Genomic DNA, 20,688 nt, shown 5'->3' with positions numbered 1-20,688 from the left:
GTGGTCATAGGTGCTCTCGGTCGGCAGGTCCGCGCCAGAGCAGGCCCAGAATCTCGTCACGCTGTTCCGGGTCGGACATCATCTCCTCGTTCACCGAAAAGAGGTGGATCGCGTGGAGCAGCTGCTCCACGTCCGGAGCACCGTCGCCGGCCCGGCGCTCCGCGAACAGGTGGACCAGCTCGTCGACGAAGGGGTGTTGCTGCTCGGGGAAGTGGGCGTCCACGATGACCCGGAGCTCCTCCGTGGTGGGCGGGCGCAGGGAGACCTCCACGCACCGGCGGCGGAAGGACGAGGGAAGGTCCCGGTCGCCATTGCTCGTGATGATCACCAGCGGGAACGCGTCGCACGTCACGATGCCGTTCACCACCGATGCCCGGACCCCGGGATCCGCGGTGAACACGACCGCCTCCGGCTGGGCATCGCGCACCAGCTCGGGGATCTCGAAGCAACCGTCCTCGACGAGCGTCAGCAGGTGACAGGTGAAGTCGAAGTCGGTCTGGTCGATCGCGTCGAGCAGCAGCACCCTCGGCCGCCGGTAGCCGAGGAAGGCCGTGCCCACCGGACCCAGCCGGACGAACTCGCTGACCGAGCCGTTCTGCCCGGTCCGGCTCGCGTTGACGTGGCCGACCATGTCGTACTCGTAGAGCCCGGACCGCAGCGTGTCGGTCGGGGTCAGCGACCAGCGGAGCACCCGGCCCAGCCCCAGCTCGCTGGCGATGGCGTACGCGATGGCGGACTTCCCCGTGCCCGGAGCACCGGTCACGAGGAGCGGGCGGGCCAGCGCGATGGCGACGTTGATCCCGTTGAGCAGCCCGCGATCGCGGTAGCCGGCGAACGTCCGGCAGCCGAACCGCCGCTGGGTCTCGACGTTGTCGAACTCGGGCGCCTCCCGCCGCGTCGTGCCCCGCGGCTGCCGCGCCGGTGGCGCCTTGGGCCACCGCGAGTCCCACTTCCCCGCCGGGGCGGTGTGTCCGGTCCCGCGGTAGATCCACCACTTCGGGAAGGTCGACGAGTAGCCCTCCAGGCTGTCCATCTCCTCGGGCATCGGGGTCACGCTCCCTCCAGATGCCTCGGCACGTACGGCAGTTCCGGCATGTGGTCCGGGTCGTCCCACAAGAGGACCAGCGTCCGCCCCGCGTGGGACTGCCGTCCGGCGGCGATGAGCGCGTCGCGCTTCAGCCGCGCCACGCGTTCCGGCAGTTCGGTCGGCTCACCCTCGACGAGGTGGCTGACGGCGTCGCGGAAGCCGGGTGCCGCACAGTCCTCGCGGTCCCAGATGATGACCGGCAGACCCGCGCGGAACGCCGCGGCGACCTCCCGCCACGCGGTGCCGCCCCGGGCACCCGGCGGTTCGCTCAGCACGAGCGACACGGTGTCGCTGTGCACGAGCTCGACCGCCAGCCGCTCGGCCTCGGGCCCGTCCGCGACGGCGTGGCTCCAGTAGGGGCGGGCCGACGCGTCCCGGTTGACCAGCGACTGCCAGCGCCGTCGCCACGCGCGGTGGTAGCGCAGGGCCCGCATCCGGTCCAGGCTGCGGACCACGACGGGGTAGTCGACCCCCAGCGGGGCCGCCGTCGAATCCCGGCGCCAGGACTCCACCGGCGTGTTGAGCATCTCCCACGGCAGGATGAACTCGAGGACGATCGAGCTGTCCGGAGCGTCGGCCTCGCCGACGGCCAGCGTGGTCTCGAGGGCCCCGATGGCGTCGTCGACCTCCGACTCCAGGTCGGCCACCGGCACCGGCGTGCCACCGAGCCGCTGGCTGAACCCGGACCGGTCGCCCCAGTGACGCCAGTGCGACAGCATGACCCTGCTGTCGTCGAACGGGTCCGGGTCGAACTCGAACACGAGGCGGACGGTGGCCAGGCGATCGGCGTCGGGTGCCGTCACCCGTGAAGCGGCCTGTCGCAACGCCTCGGCCATGCCCGTCCGCTCGGCCCAGCGCTGGTTCCACCTCCTCAGTTCCGCCGCGATCTCGCGGTCCGCCAAGAAGCCGGCGACCTGGGCGACGAACACCATGGCCGGCGGTGGCCCGCCGGCCGGGGCGTTGTAGTCGGTCAGGCAAAGGAACATCGTGCGGACGGAACGGCACTGCGGCGGCAGTTCGTCGAACCGGTCGCTGGTCGCCTGGCGCGCCAACCCGAGCAAGGCGCGCTGCTCCCCCGCGTCCGTGTTCGCGAGGCGGATCGGTTGCAGGAGCGCGAGAACGTGGCCCAGGTCGGGCACCCGCTCGGCGGCGGTGAGCTCGTCCCGCAGGGCCAGCAGGTCCGTCAACGCCGGCGAGTCCGGCTCCAGTTCGCCGACGACGCGGATGAGGGCGGTGAGCCGGTACGGCTGCTCGAGGACGAAGCGGGCGAGGTCCGGATTCCCGGTCCGGTACGGGATGGGACCGCCGAGCACGTCCCCCAGCAGAGCCGGCGGGAACTGCCTGTCCGCCCCGTCTCCGAGCACTTCGAATCGCGCGAGGAGCTCCTCGAGCCGATCCGCCATCCGGGCCGACGCGTTGTTTCCGTCGAATGTGGCGTCCATCCAGGCGGTACCCCTCGGCTCAGCTGGTCCGGTCGGTGGCCGACACCCATCCTCGCACGGGCCGGCCCGCGCTCGAGGCCGCCGACACCGCCGGCTTCCGCCTCCTCCGGATATCCGGCCGCCTACGCCGGCGTCACCACGGTCACCGCGGTTGCGACGCCTTCAGGGCCGCCTCGACCGCTCGCGTCAGCGCGTCCAGGTACTCGTCGCCGCTGGGGCCCTTCACCACGAGCATCCGGAAGGCCAGCGGGGCGATCAGCAGATCGGTGCCCAGCTCCGGATCCAGGCCGGGTGGGAGCTCGCCGCGGCCGATCGCGTTCCGCAGGATCGCGCGGGCCGCCGCCCGCCGCGGTGCGGCCACCGCCGTCTGGAGCACCTCGTCCAACGCCGCGTCGTGCGTGGCTTCGGCGAGGAGCCCGGCCCCGATCCGGGCCACCAGCGGATGGGCCAGCTGACCGCGGAAGGTCGCGAACAGCTCGCGCAGGTCGGTGCGCAGCGCGCCGGTGTCCGGCACCGGCGGCGACGCCGCGGTGACCTTGTCCCGGATCAGCTCGGCCAGCATCGCCTGCTTCGACGGCCACCGCCGGTACAGCGCGGCCTTGCCGACGCCGGCGCGCCGGGCGACCGCGTCCATCGACGTCCGCGCATACCCCGTCTCCGCCACCTCGGCGAACGCCGCCTCGGTGATCGCGTCGGTCACCTGTTTCCGCAGCACCGCCCCACCGCTCGCGGGCCGGGTCCCGTCTTCGCTCGTCGCCATACCACCGAGTGTAGCGAACGGAACGGTTGCGTTCCATCTTCGACCCTGTTAAAACGGAACGGCACCGTTCCGTTCGCACCGAGCAGGAGGCATCCGATGAAATTCCTCTTCGACGACGAGTCCTTCTCCTTCGAAGCCCTGCGCGCCGCGGGCTACGCCGCCTACGCCGGCGCCGACCTCGGCGAAGTCCTGGTCACCTGCCGGGAGATCCCCGAGGGCGACGAGGAAGCCTGGTCGACGCGGTGGGCCGCGACGGCCGCGCGGATCGAGGGCATCGGCCGCGACGCACTGGCCGCCGGGCACCGGGTCAGCGCGCGGGAGGCGCTGCTGCGGGCGTCCAACTACTACCGGGTCGCCGACTTCTACCGCCGCGACGACCCCGCGCACGACCCGGAGTCCGCGCGACTGGCGAAAGCCGCTCAGCGGACGTTCGCCGACGCCGCTCCGCTGCTGGACACCCCGGCCCGCGCGCTGAGCATCCCGTACGAGGACACCACGCTGCCCGCCTACCTGTTCCTCGTCGACGACTCGGGCACCCCGCGGCCGACCGTGCTGTTCCACGGTGGGTTCGACTCGATCCTGGAGGAGAACTACTTCGCCATCGCCGTGGGCGCGTTGCGGCGCGGCTACAACGTCCTCGCCTTCGACGGTCCCGGCCAGGGCGCCCCGCTGCGGCAGGACGGCCGGTACTTCCGGTCCGACTGGGAAGCCGTGGTCACTCCCGCCGTCGACCTCGCCCTGACCCTGCCCGAAGTGGACAACGACAAGATCGCGCTGATCGGGATGAGCATGGGCGGCTACCTCGCCGGGCGCGCGGCCGCTTTCGAGCACCGCATCGCCGCCTGCGTGCTCTACGACGGGGTCTACGACCTGCACGAACCCTTCGCCACCGTCGCCGCGCAAGCCGCGTCGGCCCCGGGCGGGCTCGACGCGATGATCGCGCGGAACACCTCGGCGCGCTGGGTCGTCCGCAACGGCAAGTGGACCTTCGGGGTGTCCACCTTCGACGAGGTGGTCGAGGCGACCAAGGCCTACACCATGGCCGGGATCGCCGGCCGCATCACCTGCCCCACCCTGGTCCTCGACGGCGAGAACGACCAGTTCTTCGCCGGTCAGCCCCAGCGCGTGTTCGACGAGCTGACCTGCGAGAAGAAGCTGATCTTCTTCCGCGAGGACGAAGGTGCCGGCGAGCACTGCCAGGAAGGCGCCCTGTTCCTGTTCCACCAGCGCACCTTCGACTGGCTCGACACCGTCCTCGCCGCCTGAGCAGGCAGTTATCAATGAAAACAAGATTTCGGTAGCGCTGACACGCAAGTCGTGTTATCGTCGAAAAGCGCCACAAGTTATCGCTGACAACAGGAGTTCACCATGACCGCTCCCTCCACCCACCCGCGGGTCGCGCTGGTCACCGGAGGTTCCGGAGGCATCGGACGCGCCGTCGTCGAACGGCTCGCCGGCGAGGGCTACCACCTCGGCGTGCACTACTCGGCCAACAAAGCGACCGCGGACGAGATCGTCGAAAGCATCACGGCGGCCGGCGGCCACGCGATCGCCGTCGGTGGCGACGTCGCCGACGAGGTCGCCATGGCCGCCGCCTTCGACTCGGTCGAAGAGGCCTTCGGCGGCATCGACGTCCTGGTGCACACCGCCGGGATCATGCGGCTCAAGCCGATCGTCGACCTCGACCTGTCCGAACTGGACGCCGTGCACCGCACCAACATCCGCGGCACCTTCGTCGTCGACCAGCTGGCCGCCCGCCGGCTGCGGGCCGGCGGAGCCATCATCAACTTTTCGACCTCGGTCGTCGGCCTCCAGTTCCCCGCCTACGGCGCCTACGTCGCCAGCAAGGGCGCGGTCGAAGCCCTCACCCTGGTTTTGGCCCGGGAACTGCGCGGCCGCGACATCACCGTCAACGCCGTCGCCCCCGGCCCCACCGCGACACCGCTGTTCCTCGACGGCAAGGACGAGGCGGCGATCGAGAAGCTGGCCGCCCAGCCGCCGCTGGAACGGCTGGGCCGTCCCGAAGACATCGCCCACCTCACGGCGTTCCTCGCCGGCCCGGACGGCCGGTGGGTCAACGGCCAGAACATCCGCGACAACGGCGGAATCATCTAGGAGGCACCGATGTCCGAGCAGAACGTCATCCTGATCACCGGCGCGTCCAGCGGCTTCGGCAACCTCGCCGCCCGCGCGCTGGCCAGGGCCGGCCACACCGTGTACGCCGGCATGCGCGCCACCGCCGGCCGCAACGCTCCCCGCGTGGCCGAGCTGGCCCGCCTGGCCGAGGCGGAGCGGATCGACATCCGCGGTCTCGAGATGGACGTGCAGGACCAGGCGTCGGTGGACGCCGCGGTCGCCGACGTCCTGGACCGGCACGGCCACATCGACGTGGTGGTGCACAACGCGGGGCACATGGTCCTCGGTCCGGCCGAAGCCTTCACCACCGAGCAGCTCGCCCAGCTCTACGACGTCAACGTGCTTTCGACCCAGCGGGTCAACCGCGCCGTGCTGCCCGCGCTGCGCGCCCGCCGCCGCGGGCACCTGGTGTGGATCGCTTCGTCGTCCACCCGCGGCGGCCATCCCCCGTTCCTCGCCCCGTACTTCGCCGCGAAGGCGGCGATGGACGCCCTTGCCGAGAGCTACGCGGCGGAGCTGATCAAGTACGGCATCGACACCACGATCGTCGTGCCGGGCGCCTACCCCAGCGGCACCAACCACTTCGCGCACGCGGGCACCCCCGCCGACACCGGCCGCGATGCCGAGTACCAGGCCGAGTACGGCAAGCTGCGCGACGGGATGGCGCAGGCGCTGACCGACATCTTCCCCGCGGGCCGGACCACCGACGAGGTCGCGGACGAGATCGTGCGCGTCGTCGGCCTGCCGGCCGGGCAGCGCCCCTTCCGCGTCCACATCGACCCCAGCAACGACGGCAGCGAGGTCGTCGCGATCGTGAACGACCGCATCCGGGCCGAGTTCTACCGCCGGATCGGCATCGAAGAACTGCTGCCGGCCAACGCCGTCCACTGATCCCGCACACCGAGAAACCGAGGAGAAAACCATGCCGTTCGCCAACTTCAAGGTCCCGGCCGGCACCATCGAGCCGGAGCAGAAGAAGCTGATCATCGACCGCACCACCGACCTCTACGTCGAGATCTACGGCGAAGTCGCCCGCCAGAACGTGCTCGTGGTCGTCGACGAGGTCGTCGACGGCGGCTGGGGCATCGGCGGCACCGTCCTCACCGCCGCCATGATCAACGGCACCGCCGAACCCGGCACCGAGTGACCCGGACCGGCGCCGGTCGCTCCCCAGCGCGCGGCCGGCGCCGGCCGCTCTGTATACAGTGGCCCCGGGATCCCGGTGGCCGCACGGCCGAGCAGGTCAGGAAGTGAGAGGGCAGGTCATGTCCGATGCCGCCACGCGCAGCGCGAAGGCCGACGACCTGCGCACCCGCATGCTCGCCGCCGCCGAGGAGCTCCTGGTCACCGCCGAGGACCACGACATCTCCACGCGCGCGGTGTGCGACGCGGTCGGCGTGGCCCAGCCGATGCTGTACCGGATCTTCAAGGACAAGAACGGCCTGCTGCTCGCGCTGGTGCAGAACGGGTTCGAACGCTACGTCGCGCGGAAACAGGCCCTCGAGTCCACCGACGACCCGGTCGCCGACCTGCGCGCCGGCTGGGACGACCACATGGACTTCGCCTTCACCAACGGCGCGCTCTACCGGCTCATGTTCTCCCCCGCCCTGCCGGAGGTCCCCGCGCCCGCCGGCCGGATCTTCGAGCTGCTGACCCAGGCGCTCGATCGCTGCGCGGCGATCGGCGCGCTCCGGATCCCGCCGGCCGAAGCGGCGCAGGCGATCCTGTCGGCGAACGTCGGCGTCGCGTTGAACATCCTCTCCCAGCCCGCACGCTACGCCGACCCCGGCCTCTCCCACCGCGTCCGCGACGCGGTCTTCGCCGCCTGCCTCACCCCGGAAGCCACGGCGGCACCGGCACCGGGCAACGCGATGGCGGTTCCGGCGCTCGCGCTCGCGGCGCAACTCAAGAAGCCGGGCACGTCGCCGCTGGAACCCGAGGAGACCGCGCTGCTCCTCAAGTGGCTGGACCGGATTCAGGCCTCTCCTGCGCCGGACGTCCGCGACGACCTGGCGAACAGCCACTGACCGGACCTGCTTCGCCGCTGTCCGCGCCTGGCGGCGGAAGACCTCGAGCAGGTTTGGCCGTCGAGTGAGCGCCCCGGCTGCGGTACGTGGACGGACGGCGGCCCGGTGATGGGGGTTCGGCCGCCGCCCGTCCAGGGAGCGGCGATCCCTCAGGGGGGAGGGGGAGGGATCGCCGCCGGTCGGTGGTGGAGGAAGTCAGTGCGTCGGGCGGGTCGTCGGCGGTCCGGACGGGTGGGTGCCGGGCGGCCCCGTCGGGTGGGCGGCCGTCGGGTGGTCCTTGCCGTTCTCCGAGTTGCCCGGGTCCGCCGGCGCGCCGGTCGGGTGGGCCGGCTTCGTGGCTTCGGCCTTCGTCAGGGTGTCGCAGTAGGCGTCGACCTTGGTCTTGTCGCCCGCCGCCGTGATCAGGGCGGTGAATGCCGGGCTTTCCAGCGCCTTTCCGTGCTCGGCCTTGTCGCCGGCGCTGTACGCCTGGCACAGCCCGGCCAGCGAGGGTGACGGCGACGGCTGGTCCGCCGGCCGGGTTCCGTCCGGCCCGTGCGTCGCCGTGGCCTCGGCCGTGGTGCCGGTCGGCGCCTGGGCGTGGCTGGACGCCGCGGGGGCTGGCGACGGTGCGTCGCCGGCCTGGAAGGGCAGTGCGCCGGTGGCGGCGGCCGCGGCGACGCCGCCGACGGTGAAGACCGCCGCGGCCGCGGCGGCGACCTTCACCGTGAGCAGCTTCGCCCACATGGTCTTGATCATCGAGGGGCTCCGGGGTAGCTGGGGACTGGTGTGCCGAGCCGCCTCGAGGAACGCCGTCACGGCCGCCGGTTCCCCACCCAGCTCGCCGTCGCGCGGTGGGGCGGCCGCGGCGGCGAGCAGGCCGGCCAGCGCGTCCGGGGTGTCGGCCGGCGCACCCCGCAGCAACTGCTCCGCGGTGTGCCGGTCGATCCGGCGTCCTTGCTGCTTGCTCATCACACACCCCTCAGCGTCGGGCCGCTCGAAAGTGTCACACCGGAGGCATCGAGGCGGTCGGCGAGCGTGCGAAGTCCCCGGTAGGCGGCGGTGCGGACGGCGCCGGGGCGCTTGCCCAGCACGGCCGCGGCCGCCTTGGCGTCGAGCCCGACCACGGCCCGCAGCACCACCGCCTCGGCCTGGTCACGCGGCAGCGTCGCGATCAGCGCGAGCGCCGCTTCGGTGGCGGTCGCTTCGATCGCCGCGGCGGCGGTGTCGTCGGTCGCGGGCCGCTCGGGAAACCACTCGGCCGGCGCTTCGGCCACCGGGCGGCGGCGCCGGTGCCGCAGGTGGTCCAGCGCCCGGTGCCGCCCGATCGTCGCGGTCCAGGCGCGGAACCCGTCCGCGTCACCCCGGAACGAAGCCAGGTCCCGGGTGATCTGCAGCCACGCCTCCGAGGCGACGTCCTCGGCGTCCTGCCCCACCAGGACCCGCAGGTACCGGCACAGGCCGGGCTGCACCGACCGGTACAGCAGGCGGAACGCGTCCTCGTCGCCCCGCTGCGCCCGCGCGAGCACGGCCGACAGGTCATCGTCGTCGACCGGCTCCCCGGACGTACGCCGGGCACGGTAAGGGACCGACTCCAGCACCACATGCATCCTTTGCGGTCAGCCCCACCGCGTTGACCGCGCCATCATGGTCCATCGGCCCGGCATGCGAAAGCCCGCCCCGCTCCTGGCTGCTTCCGGCAGGACAGGTTCAGTTCGCGGCCCGGCCGGTCGGGTGGTTCCCCGCCACCGGCTCAGCCGCCTCGTGGGACGACCAGCTCCATGTGCATCGAGTCGGTGGACTCGCCGGTCCAGGCGACGCCGAGGTCGAAGCCGTGCTGTGCCAGCGCGACCAGGAAGTCCGCGTTGAAGTGCTCGCGTCCCGCCGCCGGGTCGCGAGGGTTGTAGTAGCCCTTCTCCACCAGCTGTGCCATCGACGGCGTGTCCGGGACCGTCGCGGTGGTGGGCCGCTCGCCCTTCTTGCGCTTCGCGCTGCCGAACAGGAACGCCGGATCGCTCAGCTTGGCCCGCAACGACGTCAGCTTCGCGAGCGTTTCCTTCGCACCCACCAGGGGCCTGAGCGCGCCGAGGAGGGTCTGGGCCTGCTCGGTGACGCGCGTGACGCGCTCACCGAACGTACCGTCCGGCTCGGTCTTCACCAGCTTCTCCCAGGCCGCGAGCCGCCCCCACAGCTTGGACTTCGCGTCCGGTTCCTTGCCTTTCGCCTGGGCGACGGCCCGGCCCGCCTCCCGCACGGCCGCCTCGATCTGCGCGATCTGCGCGACCAGCTGGGCCTTCGCGGGCAGCGCGGCCGGATCGAGCGCGGCCGCGGTCGCCAACGCCGTCAAGCGCTGCTCCTCGGCGGTGATCGCGGTCGTCCACGGCACGATCAGGGCCGGGACCTGGTTCAGGACCGCGGTTTTCGCCTCCGGCGTCGTCGCCTCGAAGTACTGGGTCCGCAGCTCGAGGAACCCCTCGCGCGCGGCGCCGAGACTCGCCTGGAACGCCTGCGAGGACGCCGCCAGCCGCTGCGACTCGGCGCGGATCTGGTCCATCAGCGCCGCCGCCTGCGCCGGGGGTGCCTCCCCCGCGGCGGTCGCGTCGCCGGTCGCGCTGATGACGGCCCGCCGGGCCGAGTATTCGCCGAGCTGGGCGTTGCTGGGGCCGCCGCCGGTGAGCCGGAGCAGCTCGGCCGTCTCGCCGCGGCCGATGCGGGGCATGTTGTTGGCGTCGTAGTCGATCGCGTAGCCGAGCGTGTGCATCGACGCGGGCGTGTAGTGGGTGTCCTTGGTGAACGCCTTGCGGAAGGAGAACGCCACGGTCGACGACGGCCCGGGACCGCCGAGCGACGCGATCGCCGCCTCCAGCCGGGCTTTCGCGTCCCGATGCAGGAACGGGTGGCCGGGCGCGGTGGACTGCTCGATGCCGCGGAAGTGGTCCAGCGTCGCCTCGTGGCTGCCGAACCACTCCCGGCCCGCGCGCAGGAAATCCTGCTTCGCCGCCTCGGTCGCCAGCGGCACGCCACCGTTGCCGGACAGCACGTGCGCGGGCAGCCCGTCGACCGCGGCGAGCGCGGCCTGGTCGTCGAGATCGCGCTGCACGGTGACCAGCCGCGTGGTCGCGGCGTTCCCGGCGAGGCGCTGCAGCCGCAGCAACCCCGGCTCTGTCGCCGCGGGGCCCCGGTCGGGCTGGGCATCGCGCGGCCGGGCGGCCGGTTTCCTCCGCACATGCTCCACGGTTCGACGATACGATCCGCCGGGAGCGGCGACCACGACCGCGGGGGCAGACGGAACGGCCCGAAAGGGCCAGGCTGGGGCGCGCTTCCCCCTGACCGGCTGACGGCCACTGTGATCCGTGTTACAGCCTGATCACCGGGCAGGGGCGGTTTGGCCGGGTTTCGGACGGAAAGGTTCATCTGCGGATAACCGGCACCCTCGCGAAGATCCGTACCGTCGGGGGCTTGACGACGAAGACTCCGGGCGACGCGCGCAGCCTGCCAGCCGAAGCGCTGGAAGTCCTGCGTCGACGAGCCGTCGCCGCGGTGGAGGCCGGTGCGTCCCAGGTCGAAGTCGCCCGTACGTTCGGCGTGTCGCGCAAGACCGTCGGTGCCTGGGTGCGGGCGTATCGTGAGGCCGGGAGCACCGCGTTCCGGCCGAAGCCGCGCGGCCGCCGCCCGGGTGAGCAGCTCGTGCTGTCGCCGCCCCGCCAGGCGGCGACGATCGAGGCGATCATCGCCGGCTCCCCGGAGTCGCACGGCCTGCCGCACCGGCTGTGGAACCGCCAGGCGGTCGCCGAGCTCGTCAACCACCGGTACCGGATCCTGCTCAGCACCACGACGGTGACGCACTACCTCGGCCGCTGGGGGCTGCTCGAGGACCACGCGCTGCGGCCGGAGCCGGCCCGGCGCCGGGTCCCGGCGTTCGTCCCCGTCCAGCGGCCGGCCGAGTGGCTGCCGGACGCCGAACCGCTGTGGTTCGGCTGGACCCGCCCGCACGCCCCGCCGGACACCGGCGCCGGCCCGGTCGCGGCGGGGCACAACCTGCTGAACGGCTTCCGCACCCACTTCGGTGACGTGCACGTGCTGTACGCGGTCACCAGCCGCGGCGCCCTCCACTTCCAGGCTCGGGTGGGCCCGTTCGACGCCGGGGAGGTGACCGCGTTCCTGCTCGAGCTGACCCGGGCCGGCCGCGGGCTCAACGTCGTCGTCGGCCGGTGGCCCGCGCACGCCCGCGACGTGCTGCGGGCGGTGCCGGCCGTCTTCCCGGTCCGGTTCATCCTGATGCCAAGCTGACGACCGGCCCGGTTTCTCCGCGCGGGTACGGCGAAGGCCGGGCCGGGAAGAGCCTGCCGACCGCGGCGATCGCGCATTCCGGGCAGATCCGCGCGTGCGGGCTGCGGTACTCGCTGACCTGGTCCATGATCAGTTCGGTGTAGCGGCCCTGGCTGCACAGGGAAACGGTGCTGCCGGGCAGGATCGTGTGCACCCGGCCCGGGTAGAGGTCGGTGGTGCCCCAGCACAGGTTCGGCATCGCGGCGCTCCCTCGGGTCGACCCGGCGGATTGTTTTGGCGAGCATAGAACACCGAAAACGCCGAAGTCGACGAAAACGAGCGGACACACAGATACTTCACCGCGACCCGGCCGCCCCGGCGGACATTTCGTAACGCGCCATTAATGCACCGGCGCACGAATTCATCACGCAGTCTGCCATTCTCGGGTTCATGCGTTCCTCCCGGGGCGGCCGCGGTGCCGCGATCGCGTTCGCCGTCGGCCTGTCCGCCGCCGGGTGCACCACGGCGGACGTCCCGGCGGCGCCCGCCACGCCGGTGCCGCCGATGCCGCCGCACGCGACCACAAAGGACACCCAGGGCGCGACTTCGTTCGCCACGCACTGGCTGGACCTCGCCGACTACGGCTACCGGACGCTCGACGCCGTCCCGCTGCGCGACCTGGCCGCACCGACCTGCCGGACCTGCACCCAGCTGGCCGCCCAGCTCGACCGGGACAAGGCCGCGGGCGCCACGTACCAGGGCGGCCGGATCCATTTCCGCAGCGCCGTCCCGGACGGACCGGCGGAAAAGCCGACCGTCACCGTGCTCTTCGACCAGGACGAATTGAAAGTGCTCGACCGCACGGGCGCCACCACGGAAACCGTGCCCGCGAATCGCACGGTTTTCGTGTTCGAGCTCGACTGGACGGGCACGGCCTGGCGCACCACGGCGATCAAGCTGGGCGTCGAAAAGAGCTAGCCGCGGACGGGCGGCCGGGAGCGCAAGGCGACCAACGACGTCACCAGACCTGCTTCTGCCGCGGCAGAAGCGGGTCTGCCGCGGCGGAAGTAACCCGCAGCTGCCGAGTCTGCCGCGGCTTCAAAGACAAAAGCGTCCTCGCCGGACGGGCAGGCTCTGGGATGGCCCTCTCTCCCGCTGTCTCCTCACCTTCTGGAGGTGGGCCGCTGGGTGGTCATCACCCGACCACCAACCGAGTCACGCATTACTCGTCCAGGCGAACCGCAGCTCGATCCGGGGATCCGGCACCGGCGGCCACGATCGCACCAGGCCGGTGCCGGAGGCGGGCCAGGCCCGGACCACGACCGTGATCGGGTGACCGAGCTGGTCGGCCAGCCGGCGCAGGAAGCCCGTCACCGCGACGGCGTCGAACGGCGTGGTCCGGACGTCGAAGTACAGCGAGCCCCGGTTGCACGCCGCGAGCAGCACGTCGAGGTCCGCCGGGCTCCGGTGCCACGTCAGCCACACCACCTCCGCGGCCCGGAACCCCACCGCTCCCCGGCCCCGCAGGGCGGCCAGCACGTTCGGGCCGGGCAGCAGGCCCCAGCGGGCCAGGTAGCCGCTGACCGTCTTCAGGCTCAGCGTGATCCGGAACTCGCGGTTGACCAGCTCCGCGATCGCCTGCCGCGTCCACACCCGGTACGGCAGCGCGACTTCCTCGGGGTCCCGCCCGGTCACAGCCTCGAGCACGGCGGCCTGCTGCCCGGGTGAGAGCGCCAGCTGCTCGCCGGGGCGCCGGCCGCGGGTCCGCGGCCGGAACGCGTCCTCGCCGAGGTCCCGGTAGGCCGTCACCCAGGTCCCGACCGTCTTGCGGGAGACGCCGAACAGGCGGGCCACCTCGCTGCGCGTGAGGCCGGACTCGACCGCGGCGACCGCACGGCGGCGCAGGTCCTCCAACGCGGCCTCGGGCAGCCGCCGCGCGTCGCGCCGGACCATCCCACCCCCTGCCAGCACGGCGGTCACCGGACCCCGAACGGGACGCGGATCGTCGCCTGGTCCACTTCGGACGTCCGGACGACCACGGCGAGCTCCCACTGCCCGGGCACGGCGATCGACGCCCCGGCGACGTAGTGGCCGAGCCCGGCGTAGGCCACCTTGACCGGCAGCGGCCCCACCCCGCGGTCCGGCAGCCGCAGCTCGGCCCGCAGCTCCGCGACCTCGTGCGGCCGGGACTGCGCGTCCAACACGGTCAGGTGCAGTTCGTTCGGCCCGATCCGCCCCGGCGATATGTCGACACCGAGCTGCCCGGTCGTACCGCCCGCGGTGAACGGCCGCACGGTGCTCACCGGCCCGGTGTAGGCGGGGATCTTCGGCGCGGCCTGCTCCCGGGCCACCTGCGCCTGCGCCGGCTCCACGCTGACCAGCGCGGCGGTGAACCCGAGCACGGCGACGGCGACGGCGGCTTCGCACCCGACCGCCCGCCGGAAGCGCCGCACCTGGAGTTCCGGCGGTCCACGCCGGGCGCGCTTGCGCTGCAGCGCCGTCGTCACCGGCTCGCCGTAGTGCCGCCGCACCCACCGGCGCGCCAGCCCGCCCAGCGCGACGAGCACCGCGACCAGGGCCAGCTTGCCGAGCAGGATCGTGCCGTAGGTCGTCCCGAACAGCGCCGACGGCGTCCCGACCTGGCGCCAGGCCTCGAAGGTCCCGGTGACCACCAGGACGGCGACGCACACCGCGGCCACCCGCGAGAAGCGCGGGACCGCCTGCCGCAGCGCGTCGGCGTCGCCCGGCCGCCTGAGCAGCACCAGCAACGCGACCAGCCCGCCGATCCAGACGCTCATCGCCGTCAGGTGCACGGTGTCGGCGACGAGCGCGAACCCGACGTGCGCCCCGGCCGCGCTGTGGTTGGCGAGGCTCCACGTCGTCGCGAGCGCGACCCCGACGGCGAGCACCGCGCCGCCGTGCCACCACGGGTTGCGCGGCACGCGCGGCCACCGGGCGAGCCACGCCGCCACCACCGCCAGCAGGACCAGCCGGACGGCGAGCACCAGCCCCATCCGGCTGCCCAGCGTCGATCCGAGCAGGGCGAAGTCGCCCAGCGCGGAGAGCGGCCGTCCGGCGGCGTACGGGCCGTAGCCGAGGAAACCGAGCACGGTCGCCGACACCAGCACCCACCAGCCCGGCCACAGCAGCCGCCGGTCGCCCGCCGGGGACTCGCCGGCCGGCCGGCGCAGCGCGGCCAGGAACGCCGCGCCGAGCAGCACCGCGAGACCGGCGTAACCGGTCCAGCGCACGACACCGTAGGCCGTCGCGGTCAGGCCGTCCGCCGCGCCGGAGGACATCGGGGTGGCGTCCGACGTCCGCATCGGCTGCCCGACGCTGAAGCTGAACGCGCCCTGCACCGGGTGGGAGTCCGCGGACACCACCCGGTAGGTCACCGTGTGCGTGCCGGTCGCGAGCGCGTTGGGCACGGCCATGGTCACCACTTCGCGGTGCTCCCCCGGGTGCACCGGCCGCGGCAGGCCCTCGACGGCGTCGCCGCGCGGGCCGAGCAGCCGGATCTCGGCGAGCCCGACGTCGACGGGTTCGTTGAACCGCAACGAGATCTCGTGCGGCGAGGCGGCCACGACCTGCCAGTTGCCCGGGGTGGTGTCCAGCAGGACGGCGTGGGCCGAGGCGGTTCCGGGGACCAGCACGAGCAGGAGCAGCGCGAGGACCGGCGCCGTGACGGCGGCCGCGAGCCGCCGGGTCGTTGCTGCGAGCACGGGGTTCCTTTCGCGGGCGGGGACGGCGGCAGGCAGCGGAAGGCGGTGGCCGGCCGAGGTCCGGTCGGCCGGGCCACCGCCCGTTTCAGACCCCGACCTTCGGCTTGTGCGCCGCCGGGGAGGGTGCGGCAGGCGCCTGCTTCGCCCGCCGCCGCGACTGCCACGCCCAGCCGCACGCGGCGATCGCGAGCGCGAGCCCGCCGCCGCCGAGCGCCCGCGCGGTCGAATCCCCCTGCGCGGCCGCCGGCTCGGGAGCGGCGGCCGCGGGCGCGGCGGCCAGCGAGAGCGTCGGCGCGGGGTGTTCCGGCTCGGCGCCGCTGCCGTCCGGCAGGTCGATCCAGCGCACCACGGAACCGTCCGAATAGGTCTGCAACGCCTTGAACACCAGCTGGCCGGTGTCCTTCGGCAGCGGCCCGAGCGAGACGAGGAACTGCTGGAACTGGCCGGGCTGCACCTGCCCGCCCTGCCACACGATCGACGTGACGGCCTCGGTCACCTCGCCGTCGTCGGTCCGCACCGGCTGGGGCAGCTTGGTCTTCTCCCGGGTGACCGTCCAGCCGGGCACCGGCTGCACGGAGACCGAGGCGAGCGGGTGGTCGGCCGGCAGCACCACTTCGAGCTTCACGGTTGAGGCGTCCGGCTTTTCGTTGGGGACGTTGAAGGCCACCCGCGTGTAGCCGCCGGGCGTCCCCGTGTTCGGGGTGACCGTGACGTGCGCGAAGGCGGCCTGCTGCGCGAGGAGCACGCCGGCGGCGCCGAGCAGGGAGACGGCGGCGACCCGGCGGGCGGCGAGGGGAAGGGACATGTCGGCTCCAGGGTTCAGTTGTGCTGCTGCTGGGACTCGGTGACGCCCGGCAGGCCGGGCAGGGGGAGGGTGGCCGGGTGGACGTCGGCGATGGTGACCATGCCGGTCATCCCCATCGACACCTCGGAGTGCGAGAAGACGTGGCAGTGGATCATCCACTTGCCCGGCCGGACGGGCACCCAGATCAGGTCGTAGGTCTGCCCGACCCCGACGGTCAGCGTGTCCATCTGCTGCGGCACCGCGAGCGGGCGGCCGTCCTGGGCGACCACGGTGAAGTACCCGCCGTGGATGTGGATGGCGTGGAACATCTCCGGCCCGGTGCCGATCAGCCGGATGTGCACGCGCTCGCCGACCTTCGCGGCCAGCGACGTCGTCGCCGGGTAGCTCTTGGCGTTGAAGACGAACCCGAGCGCGCCGTCGCCGGTCATGATCCGGTAGTCGCGCTCGGCCGGGATGTCGCCGAGGGTCGGCACGACTTCCAGTGCGCCGTAGAGACCGCGGCCTTCCTGGTCGCCGTCCTCGTGCGAGTGGTACCAGTGGGTGCCGGTCGACACCGCGGTCCACTCGTAGGTGAAGCTCTGGCCCGGCTCGATGTCCGGCTGGGTCAGCATCGGCACGCCGTCCTGGTCGTTCGGCAGCTCCATGCCGTGCCAGTGCACCGCGGTCGGCTTCGCCATGTTGTTCTTGACGACGATCCGGACCTTGTCGCCCTGGTTGACCCGGATGACGGGCCCGGGCAGGTGGCCGTTGAACGCCAGTGCCTGCTTGGTGCGGCCGGGCTCGGTCTCCCAGGTCAGCGGCGCGGCGGTCAGGTGGAATTCCTTGACGCCGTCCTTCAGCTCCCAGGCGGCGAGCGTGGTGCCGTCGCCGAGGTCGGCCTCGGCCTGCGACTGCTGCCCGAACGCCGTCCCGAGTGGCCGCTGCAGCAGCTGCGTCGCCGCGGCCTCCTGGACGGCGACCGGTGCCGAGGCGCTCACCGCCGAACGCACCGGGCCGACGGCCGCGGCCGCGGTCAGCCCGACCGCCGAGCCGATCGCGACGAACCGCAGGACCCGGCTGCGCGGACGCCGGAACTTCCGTGTCCACTGTGGATAACGCATCGAATTCCCTTCTGCTGCGCGGAAACCGGCGGGGAGGAGCCGGGCCGGCACCCGGCCCCTCCCCTGTCCTGCTACTTGCACACGGTCGCGAAGGCGACCGGGTTGCGCTGCCGGCAGGTCAACTGGTCGTTGACCGCGTTGCTCGGCGCCTGCTGCACCCAGCCCTCGTACGCGAGCGGGATCGGCAGCACGCCCATCCCGCCCATCCCCGCGTACCCGGTGACCTTGTCGTCGGTCGCCGTGTTCGGGCCGGCGGTCAGCACCATCCGGCCGACCACCGCGGCGTCGGACGGGTTGCCGTCGCCGTTCGGGTCCGGGTCCACCACGGACATCGCGTTCGAGAACTTGCTGGAGACGTAGGCGTAGTAGCCGCCGCCCTTCTTCGCCCCGTAGTTGATGCCGTGACAACCCGAGTCACACGGCAGCCACTTGACGATCTTGTCCGTCTTCGGGTCGATCACCGTGATGTTGTTGGTGAGCGTGTTCGCCACCAGCACCGCGGAGTTGTCCGGCGACACCGGGATCTGGATGTCCAGACCGCCCCAGTCCCCGGACGGGCCCTTGACGGGGTCGTAGTTGGCCCACAGGTCGATCTTCTTGTAGTGCTGCTTCGCCCCGCCGTCGGCGACGCACGCGTCGGCCTTCAGCGAGATGCACGAAACGGTGGCACCCGAGAAGTCGGCCTCGTAGGCCTTCGACCCGTCCGGCGTCATGCCCGAGGCGATCGGCAGCTCGCCGGTCTGCTCGTGCCGGATCTGCCCGCTCGGGATGTCGACGACCGTGGCGTTGTACAGGTTGACGTTGGGCGTGATCATCGTCGACCCGTCCCCGGTCATCCAGTGGGCGTGCGGGTGCGCGACCTTCTCACCCGGTAGCTCGACCGGGATGCGCCGGTCGATCTTCGTGGCGTCGGGCGAAAGCTCCATCACCGCGCCGCCACCGTTGAGCGCGACGTGCAGCTGCCCGGTGTCGGTCCGGCTCATCACGTGTGACGGGTCGGGGCCGACTTCGATCTGCCTGATGAACGCGCCGCTGGCCCGGTCGAAGACGTCCAGCTTGTTGTTGAACCATTCGGTCTGGTAGATGACCTTCTCGTCCTTGTCGGTCCACATGTTGTGCGGGTTGTTCATGTTGACCTGGGGCAGCGCGACCTTCCGCTCCACTTCCCAGTTCTGCACGTTCACCCGCGTCGCGGTCCCCGGCTTGGTCTTGCCCGCCGTGGTCTCCATCTCGGTGTCGACCCACACCTCGCCGACACCGGGAGTGCCCGGTTTCTTGTTGGCGGCCGCGAGCTTCTTCGGCACGCCTTGGTGTTCCTTGAGGTACAGGCTCAGCAGCGGGATGAGCTGCGGGTTGCCGGCCTCGTCGTAGGTCAGGATGGGCGCCGGCGGGTAGTCCGACGGGTTCCACTCCACGTCCTGCGTGCCGCTGTAGTTCTGCCAGTTGCCCGGCGCGGTGATGTTGAAGAACTTTGTCACCAGCTGCGTGATGATGTCCGCGTTGGACGGCACCACCAGGTTGCGGCTGTTGACGTGCAGCTTCTTCCCGAAGTCCAGGCCCGGCGTGAGCGGGTCGTCGACCACGACCGCGCCGAGCATGTACGGGTGGATCTTGCACTGGAAGGCGTACAGGCCGGGCTCGGTGAGCTGGACGGTCTGGTTGCCCACCCAGGCCCCGCCCTGGTCGTACGGGAAGCCCTTCGCCCCGTCCGGCCAGATCAGGCTCGTCGCGGTGTGCGCGGACGCCGCGGCGGGCTGGTTCACCCCGAAGTTGACCGTGACCGGCAGCGTGATGTCGTTGCTGGCCCACTTCTTCAGCTCGTCCAGCAGGCCCATCAGGTCCGCCCCGACCGGCAGTTTGTCGAGCGACACCGGCACGTTCGCCGGTTGCGCCGCGACCTGCTGCTGGAACTGGTCGAGCAGGGTGTTCGCCTTCGCCGCCCGGGCATCCCCGAGCGGCAGGACCTGCCCGACCGCGCTGCGCAACGCGCCGATGTTGAGCAGCTGGGCCGGATCGACGCCGAGGTTGCCGACCTGGGGCGTGTTGCTCCCGCTCGGCAGCAGCTTGCTCAGCTGCGAGACGGCTCCGCCGAGCAGGTTGGTCGCGCTCGACCCGTCCAGGGCGCCGTTGCCCAGCAGCGGCAGCTTCGACAGGTCCAGCGACGGCAGCAGGCCGAGCACCTTGCCCAGGTTCAGCCGCGGCAGCTCCGCCACGGCCAGGGACTTGGTGCCGAACAGGTTGAGATTGGTGTTGTACCAGGACCCGTTGTCGTCGGTGAGCCGGAAGCTGACCGGCAGCGGACCGACCCCGATGGGTGCCCCGCCGGGCCCGGTGGTCGCCGGCGGTGCGGTGGTCCCGCCCGTCGGCGGCGCCGTCGTCCCCGGTGGCGCCGTCGTGGTCGGCGGCGCCGTGGTGGTCGGCGGCGCGGTCGTCGTCGGCGGGGCCGTCGTGGTCGGCGGCGCCGTCGTGGTCGGCGGTGCGGTGGTGGTCGGCGGTGTGCTGTCGCCGACGTGCACCGCCATGAACATGTCGGGGTGGAACCGGCAGGTGATGTTCACCGTGCCGGGGCTGCTGAAGGTGTGGCTGAAGGAGGCGCCCGGCGGCATGTCGGGCGAGTTGATCTCACCGCCGCCGGACTGCACGACGCTGTGCACGGTGCCGTCGGTCTCGGCGTTGGTCCAGGTGACGGTGTCGCCGACGGCGATGGAGATGTCGGCGGGGTTGAAGCTGAGGTTCTGCTGCGTGACGTTGGTGGTGGCCGCCGACGCCGGAGCCGGCCCGGTGAACACGACACCGAGGGTGCTCAGGACCACGGTGGTCGCGAGGACCACGGCCCGTGAGGTCCGGCGGCGCCGTCCGGAGGAGAACCTGCGCAACGGATGCGATGGACGCATCGTCTTCCCTTCTCTTGGCAGGGGCAGCGCCGGACTCCCCGGGGACCCCGGTCGGGTGGGTGCCCTGGAGGCTTTCCGGTGCTGCACGGTTCTTGGCTGGTGGGGAATTCCGCTGGCCGCGCGAGTACCGCACCCGGGTCCGGCCACCCGGACGAGAGCACTCGCGCCGAGCACGGGCCACGTCGGTGGGGCCCGGCCGCGAAAGGGCCGTTCCGGTGTTCCCCGTCCGCGCGGCTGCTGCGCCATCTGGTCCTCACCAATCGACCGAACGCCGTGGACGTGGAGCCACAATTAGGAGGGCGGCACGTGTACAGCACTTCTCAGCACTGTTAACTGTCGATTACCAAGATCCCTTGCCGACTTATTTTTGAAGTGAAAGGCTTAATTTTCCAAGAGGGAAGAACAATGACCGGGAATACAAATACGTGCCACCGGGAGATCATGGCGCACAACTCGTCCCGGATACC

At 72.1% G+C, this 20,688-nt stretch carries 19 protein-coding genes; 7 read left to right on the top strand and 12 right to left on the bottom strand.

Going from position 1 to position 20,688, the window contains the following annotated elements; all coding sequences use genetic code 11:
• Window positions 1–4: 4 nt before the first annotated feature.
• The 3 genes from ACWED2_RS14005 to ACWED2_RS13995 form a co-directional block, all read right to left on the bottom strand.
• Window positions 5–1,045 (bottom strand): AAA family ATPase, encoded by a 1,041-nt coding sequence (locus ACWED2_RS14005; protein WP_449691016.1) that lies wholly within the window; start codon window positions 1,043–1,045, stop codon window positions 5–7.
• Window positions 1,046–1,050: 5 nt separating this feature from the next.
• Window positions 1,051–2,529, bottom strand: a complete 1,479-nt coding sequence (locus ACWED2_RS14000; RefSeq protein ID WP_449690843.1) for a VMAP-C domain-containing protein — start codon at window positions 2,527–2,529, stop codon at window positions 1,051–1,053.
• A 142-nt stretch (window positions 2,530–2,671) separates the two neighbouring features.
• Window positions 2,672–3,289 (bottom strand): TetR/AcrR family transcriptional regulator, encoded by a 618-nt coding sequence (locus ACWED2_RS13995; RefSeq protein ID WP_449690842.1) that lies wholly within the window; start codon window positions 3,287–3,289, stop codon window positions 2,672–2,674.
• Between the two features lie 96 nt (window positions 3,290–3,385).
• On the opposite strand from ACWED2_RS13995, the gene ACWED2_RS13990 reads away from it, so the two are divergent.
• The 5 genes from ACWED2_RS13990 (at window position 3,386) to ACWED2_RS13970 (ending at window position 7,452) form a co-directional block, all read left to right on the top strand.
• Complete coding sequence (locus ACWED2_RS13990; protein ID WP_449690841.1) at window positions 3,386–4,555, top strand: alpha/beta hydrolase family protein; 1,170 nt, start codon at window positions 3,386–3,388, stop codon at window positions 4,553–4,555.
• Between the two features lie 102 nt (window positions 4,556–4,657).
• Complete coding sequence (locus tag ACWED2_RS13985) at window positions 4,658–5,404, top strand: SDR family oxidoreductase (protein WP_449690840.1); 747 nt, start codon at window positions 4,658–4,660, stop codon at window positions 5,402–5,404.
• A gap of 9 nt (window positions 5,405–5,413) precedes the next feature.
• Window positions 5,414–6,316 (top strand): SDR family NAD(P)-dependent oxidoreductase, encoded by a 903-nt coding sequence (locus tag ACWED2_RS13980; RefSeq protein ID WP_449690839.1) that lies wholly within the window; start codon window positions 5,414–5,416, stop codon window positions 6,314–6,316.
• Between the two features lie 31 nt (window positions 6,317–6,347).
• Entirely contained in the window at window positions 6,348–6,572 is a 225-nt protein-coding gene (locus ACWED2_RS13975; protein ID WP_449690838.1) for a tautomerase family protein, read from the top strand.
• Window positions 6,573–6,690: 118 nt separating this feature from the next.
• Window positions 6,691–7,452: a TetR/AcrR family transcriptional regulator gene (locus ACWED2_RS13970; protein ID WP_449690837.1), complete on the top strand. Its 762-nt coding sequence runs from the start codon at window positions 6,691–6,693 to the stop codon at window positions 7,450–7,452.
• A 195-nt stretch (window positions 7,453–7,647) separates the two neighbouring features.
• Here the strand turns inward: ACWED2_RS13970 and ACWED2_RS13965 are convergent, their stop codons facing one another.
• The 3 genes from ACWED2_RS13965 to ACWED2_RS13955 form a co-directional block, all read right to left on the bottom strand.
• Window positions 7,648–8,403 (bottom strand): hypothetical protein, encoded by a 756-nt coding sequence (locus ACWED2_RS13965; protein ID WP_449690836.1) that lies wholly within the window; start codon window positions 8,401–8,403, stop codon window positions 7,648–7,650.
• Window positions 8,403–9,032, bottom strand: coding sequence for an RNA polymerase sigma factor (locus tag ACWED2_RS13960; RefSeq protein WP_449690835.1), 630 nt, complete (start codon window positions 9,030–9,032; stop codon window positions 8,403–8,405). The genes ACWED2_RS13965 and ACWED2_RS13960 overlap by 1 nt, the downstream gene beginning before the upstream one ends.
• 152 nt (window positions 9,033–9,184) lie before the next feature.
• Entirely contained in the window at window positions 9,185–10,666 is a 1,482-nt protein-coding gene (locus ACWED2_RS13955; protein WP_449690834.1) for a hypothetical protein, read from the bottom strand.
• 224 nt (window positions 10,667–10,890) lie between these two features.
• Between ACWED2_RS13955 and ACWED2_RS13950 the strand changes: the two genes are divergently transcribed.
• The gene (locus ACWED2_RS13950) at window positions 10,891–11,721 is read left to right on the top strand and encodes a helix-turn-helix domain-containing protein (protein WP_449690833.1); all 831 of its coding nucleotides are present in this window, start codon (window positions 10,891–10,893) and stop codon (window positions 11,719–11,721) included.
• On the opposite strand, the gene ACWED2_RS13945 is transcribed toward ACWED2_RS13950, so the two are convergent.
• Window positions 11,702–11,959: a hypothetical protein gene (locus tag ACWED2_RS13945; protein WP_449690832.1), complete on the bottom strand. Its 258-nt coding sequence runs from the start codon at window positions 11,957–11,959 to the stop codon at window positions 11,702–11,704. The two genes, ACWED2_RS13950 and ACWED2_RS13945, sit on opposite strands and share 20 nt — an antisense overlap.
• 191 nt (window positions 11,960–12,150) lie before the next feature.
• On the opposite strand from ACWED2_RS13945, the gene ACWED2_RS13940 reads away from it, so the two are divergent.
• Complete coding sequence (locus ACWED2_RS13940; protein ID WP_449690831.1) at window positions 12,151–12,678, top strand: DUF6318 family protein; 528 nt, start codon at window positions 12,151–12,153, stop codon at window positions 12,676–12,678.
• 237 nt (window positions 12,679–12,915) lie between these two features.
• Here the strand turns inward: ACWED2_RS13940 and ACWED2_RS13935 are convergent, their stop codons facing one another.
• The 5 genes from ACWED2_RS13935 to ACWED2_RS13915 all read right to left on the bottom strand — a co-directional run bounded on the left by ACWED2_RS13935 (window position 12,916) and on the right by ACWED2_RS13915 (window position 20,221).
• On the bottom strand, window positions 12,916–13,653 hold the full coding sequence (locus tag ACWED2_RS13935) for a helix-turn-helix domain-containing protein (protein WP_449690830.1): 738 nt from the start codon (window positions 13,651–13,653) through the stop codon (window positions 12,916–12,918).
• A gap of 23 nt (window positions 13,654–13,676) precedes the next feature.
• Window positions 13,677–15,422, bottom strand: a complete 1,746-nt coding sequence (locus ACWED2_RS13930; RefSeq protein WP_449690829.1) for a copper resistance CopC/CopD family protein — start codon at window positions 15,420–15,422, stop codon at window positions 13,677–13,679.
• An 85-nt stretch (window positions 15,423–15,507) separates the two neighbouring features.
• Window positions 15,508–16,227 carry a YcnI family copper-binding membrane protein gene (locus ACWED2_RS13925; protein ID WP_449690828.1) on the bottom strand — a complete coding sequence of 240 codons (720 nt, stop codon included), beginning with the start codon at window positions 16,225–16,227 and terminating at the stop codon, window positions 15,508–15,510.
• Window positions 16,228–16,241: 14 nt separating this feature from the next.
• The gene (locus ACWED2_RS13920; protein ID WP_449690827.1) at window positions 16,242–17,327 is read right to left on the bottom strand and encodes a multicopper oxidase domain-containing protein; all 1,086 of its coding nucleotides are present in this window, start codon (window positions 17,325–17,327) and stop codon (window positions 16,242–16,244) included.
• 71 nt (window positions 17,328–17,398) lie between these two features.
• On the bottom strand, window positions 17,399–20,221 hold the full coding sequence (locus ACWED2_RS13915) for a plastocyanin/azurin family copper-binding protein (protein ID WP_449690826.1): 2,823 nt from the start codon (window positions 20,219–20,221) through the stop codon (window positions 17,399–17,401).
• Window positions 20,222–20,688: the final 467 nt, after the last annotated feature.

The sequence above is a fragment of the Amycolatopsis sp. NPDC005003 genome (genome assembly GCF_053600695.1).
This window is presented reverse-complemented; position numbering and strand designations above follow the sequence as displayed.

What these genes read in the sequence shown, in the direction of transcription:
- ACWED2_RS13975 (WP_449690838.1), top strand. Translation starts at nt 6,348, where the DNA reads ATGCCGTTCGCCAACTTCAAGGTCCCGGCCGGCACCATCGAGCCGGAG.
- ACWED2_RS13915 (WP_449690826.1), bottom strand. Translation starts at nt 20,221, where the DNA reads ATGCGTCCATCGCATCCGTTGCGCAGGTTCTCCTCCGGACGGCGCCGC.
- ACWED2_RS13980 (WP_449690839.1), top strand. Translation starts at nt 5,414, where the DNA reads ATGTCCGAGCAGAACGTCATCCTGATCACCGGCGCGTCCAGCGGCTTC.
- ACWED2_RS13985 (WP_449690840.1), top strand. Translation starts at nt 4,658, where the DNA reads ATGACCGCTCCCTCCACCCACCCGCGGGTCGCGCTGGTCACCGGAGGT.
- ACWED2_RS13945 (WP_449690832.1), bottom strand. Translation starts at nt 11,959, where the DNA reads ATGCCGAACCTGTGCTGGGGCACCACCGACCTCTACCCGGGCCGGGTG.
- ACWED2_RS14005 (WP_449691016.1), bottom strand. Translation starts at nt 1,045, where the DNA reads ATGCCCGAGGAGATGGACAGCCTGGAGGGCTACTCGTCGACCTTCCCG.
- ACWED2_RS13940 (WP_449690831.1), top strand. Translation starts at nt 12,151, where the DNA reads ATGCGTTCCTCCCGGGGCGGCCGCGGTGCCGCGATCGCGTTCGCCGTC.
- ACWED2_RS13925 (WP_449690828.1), bottom strand. Translation starts at nt 16,227, where the DNA reads ATGTCCCTTCCCCTCGCCGCCCGCCGGGTCGCCGCCGTCTCCCTGCTC.
- ACWED2_RS13920 (WP_449690827.1), bottom strand. Translation starts at nt 17,327, where the DNA reads ATGCGTTATCCACAGTGGACACGGAAGTTCCGGCGTCCGCGCAGCCGG.
- ACWED2_RS13935 (WP_449690830.1), bottom strand. Translation starts at nt 13,653, where the DNA reads ATGGTCCGGCGCGACGCGCGGCGGCTGCCCGAGGCCGCGTTGGAGGAC.
- ACWED2_RS13970 (WP_449690837.1), top strand. Translation starts at nt 6,691, where the DNA reads ATGTCCGATGCCGCCACGCGCAGCGCGAAGGCCGACGACCTGCGCACC.
- ACWED2_RS14000 (WP_449690843.1), bottom strand. Translation starts at nt 2,529, where the DNA reads ATGGACGCCACATTCGACGGAAACAACGCGTCGGCCCGGATGGCGGAT.
- ACWED2_RS13995 (WP_449690842.1), bottom strand. Translation starts at nt 3,289, where the DNA reads ATGGCGACGAGCGAAGACGGGACCCGGCCCGCGAGCGGTGGGGCGGTG.
- ACWED2_RS13965 (WP_449690836.1), bottom strand. Translation starts at nt 8,403, where the DNA reads ATGAGCAAGCAGCAAGGACGCCGGATCGACCGGCACACCGCGGAGCAG.
- ACWED2_RS13990 (WP_449690841.1), top strand. Translation starts at nt 3,386, where the DNA reads ATGAAATTCCTCTTCGACGACGAGTCCTTCTCCTTCGAAGCCCTGCGC.